Here is a 3,186-nt window from a genome sequence, read left to right as displayed (position 1 = left end):
CTTTGCTGAGCGCGCCCGCATCCGCGCGCCCCTGGCTGTGCCGACACCCGCCTCCCCCGCGCGGACGGGGGGTCACGACGTCCCGCCTTTCGCGCGCGGAAGGCGGGAGGACGGCGTCAGGCGGTCGCGGCGAAGACGGGGTCGACGGTGCGGCCGGCCATGAGGTCGGCGGCGCGCTCCGCGATCATGATCGTCGGCGCGTTGGTGTTGCCGCGGACCAGCGTCGGCATCACCGAGGCGTCGACCACCCGCAGGCCGTCGAGCCCGTGCACCCGCAGCTGCGGGTCCACGACGGCGGAGTCGTCCACGCCCATCCGGCACGAGGACACCGGGTGGTACAGCGACTCCAGCGTCTCCCGGACCTTCGCCCGCAGCGCGTCGGCCGTGCGCACCGTGCCGCCGGGCGACCACTCCGCGGCGAGCACCTGCGCCAGCGGGCCGACCGACGCGAGCTCCCGCGCCTTCTCCACGCCGGTCACCAGCGCGTCGAGGTCGCGCTCGTCGGTGAGGTAGCCGGCGTCGATGGCCGGCGCCCACGTCGGGTCGGCCGAGCGCAGCCGCACCGAGCCGCGCGAGTGCACGTGCACCAGGACGGCGGCGGCGGTGAACGCGTCGACGTCGGGGTCGACCTCCGCCTGCCGCCAGAACTTGACCGGCAGGAAGTGGTACTGCAGGTCGGGCTGGTCGAGGTCCGGCCGCGAGCGGGTGAACAGCCCCGCCTCGGCCAGGTTCGACGACAGCGGCCCGCGGCGGGCGCCGAACCACTGCGCGTACCCCGACGGCGACTCCGCCCGGAGCAGCGACCTCCCCGACCGCACGTCCCAGACGACCGGCACCAGCGGGTGGTCCTGCAGCCCGCCGCCCACGCCGGGCAGGTCGTGGACGACGTCGACGCCGACCTCGCGCAGGTGCGCGCCCGGCCCGATGCCCGACAGCATCAGCAGCTGCGGCGAGTTCACCGCGCCGCCGCACAGCACGACCTCACCGGCCGCGTGCGCGGTGTGCGTCCGCCCGCCGCGCCGGTACTCGGCGCCGGTGGCCCGCCCGCCCGAGACCAGCACCCGGGTGGTGAGCGCGCCGGTGAGCACCGTCAGGTTGGGCCGGCCGAGTGCCGGGCGCAGGTAGGCGTCGGCGGCCGACCAGCGGCGGCCCCGCCTCTGCGTCACCTGGTACTGGCCCACGCCCTCCTGGGCGGCGCCGTTGAAGTCGTCGTTGCGGGGGTACCCGGCGGCCACTGCCGACTCGACCACCGCGCGCGTCCACGGGTGCGGCGAGCGCAGGTCCTCCACCCGCAGCGGCCCGCCGACGCCGTGGAAGCGGTCGGCGCCGCGCGCGTTGTCCTCCATCCGCCGGAACAGCGGCAGCACGGACTCGTAGGACCACGACGGGTCACCGGTCAGCCGGGCCCACTCGTCGTAGTCGGCCGCCGCGCCGCGGACGTAGATCATCGCGTTGATCGACGACGACCCGCCCAGCAGCTTCCCGCGCGGCCAGAACAGCCCGCGCCCGCCGAGGCCCGGCTGCGGCTCGGTGGTGTAGTTCCAGTCCCGCCGGGTGCGCCAGACCTTGTACAGCGCCGCGGGGATCTGCACCTCGAGGACGTCGTCGGAGCCGCCGGCCTCCAGCAGCAGCACCCGCACCGACGGGTCCTCGGTCAGTCGCGCGGCCAGCGCGCAGCCGGCGGAGCCGGCCCCGACGACGACGACGTCGAACTCGTCGCGCACCTCAACGCTCACCGGTGCCGCCCGTGCACCATGCCCATGACCCGCGCCACCGCGTCGAACGCGGCCGGCGGGCGGGCGAAGGACATCAGGTTCACCGGCAGCGCGTACCTCTGCCGGGTGATCGCCTTGGCGCGGGTGAACTCCCTGAGCCCGTCCTCGCCGTGGATCCGGCCGAAGCCGCTCTCGCCCACGCCACCGAAGGGGAGCGAGGGCACCCCGGCGAAGGTCAGCACCGAGTTGACGCTGGTCATGCCGCTGCGCATCCGGCGGGCGAGGTCCATCGCGCGCGCCCTCGACCGCGAGAACACCGCGCCGGCCAGCCCGTACGACGTCGCGTTGGTGCGCTCCAGCGCCTCCTCGGCGTCGGCCACACGGGTGATGGTCAGCGTCGGCCCGAACGTCTCCTCGCGGACCGCGGCCGACTCCTCGGGCACGTCGAGCAGCACCGTCGGCGCGACGTAGCCGGCGTGGGGGAGCCCGCCGTCCACCGTGCCGCCGAGGACCGCCCGGCCGCCGCGTGTGGTCGCGTCGTCGAGGTGCCGCCGCACGACGTCGGTCTGCGACGCCATCGTCATCGGGCCGTAGGCGGCCTCCTCGTCGGACCCCGGGCGCAGGGCGCGCACCCGCTCGGTCACCTCGGCGACGAAGGCGTCGTAGACCTTCTCCGTGGCGTAGACCCGCTCGATGCCGATGCAGGTCTGCCCGGCGTTGCTCATGCCGCCCCAGACGGCGGCGTCGGCGGCGGCGGCCACGTCGGCGTCGTCGTCGACGATCATCGCGTCCTTGCCGCCGAGCTCCATGAGCACGGGGGTGAGCGTCTCGGCGCAGGCGGCCATGACCTTGCGCCCGGTGGCCCCGGAGCCGGTGAAGGCCAGCTTGTCCACGCCGGCCCGGCACAGCGCGGCGCCGGTCTCGCCGGAGCCGGTGACGACCTGGAGGGCGTCGGCGACGTCGGGGACGGCCGCGCGCCAGGCGGCGGCCAGCCACGCGCCGACGGCGGGGGTGGACTCGGAGGGCTTGAAGACGACGGCGTTGCCGGCGGCCAGCGCGTAGGCGATCGAGCCCATCGGCGTGAACACCGGGTAGTTCCACGGGCCGATGACGCCGACGACGCCCATCGGCTGGTACTCGAGGTAGGCGGCGTGGTTGGCCGCGAGCATGCCGGCGCGCACCCGGCGCGGGCCCAGCGTCCTCCGCGCGTGCGCCCCGGCCCAGGCCAGGTGGTCGATCGCGAGGGTGATCTCGAGGAGGGCGTCGGCGTGCGGCTTGCCGTTCTCCCGGTGCACCAGGTCGGCCAGCTCGTGCATCCGCCGGGCCAGGTAGCCGCGGTAGGCGGCCAGCCGCTGCCGGCGGCCGTCGAACCCGAGCCCGGCCCAGCGCGCCGCGGCCGGCCGGGCGCGCCCCACCGTCTCGCGGACGGCGTAGGCGTCGTGGACGCGGAACTCGCCGCCGTCGGCGGCGG

2 protein-coding genes are annotated in these 3,186 nt (G+C 75.9%); both read right to left on the bottom strand.

Annotation, left to right across the window (positions count from 1 at the left end; all coding sequences use genetic code 11):
- Positions 1 to 116 precede the first annotated feature (116 nt).
- A complete protein-coding gene (locus tag ACI79Z_RS22780) occupies positions 117 to 1,736 on the bottom strand; it encodes a GMC family oxidoreductase (protein WP_456904222.1) in 1,620 nt (539 codons plus the stop codon).
- A partial coding sequence (locus ACI79Z_RS22775; protein WP_456904220.1) for an aldehyde dehydrogenase family protein occupies positions 1,733 to 3,186 on the bottom strand: 1,454 nt, incomplete at its 5' end. The genes ACI79Z_RS22780 and ACI79Z_RS22775, both read right to left, overlap by 4 nt.

The organism is Geodermatophilus sp. SYSU D00663 (assembly GCF_054050655.1).
This window is presented reverse-complemented; position numbering and strand designations above follow the sequence as displayed.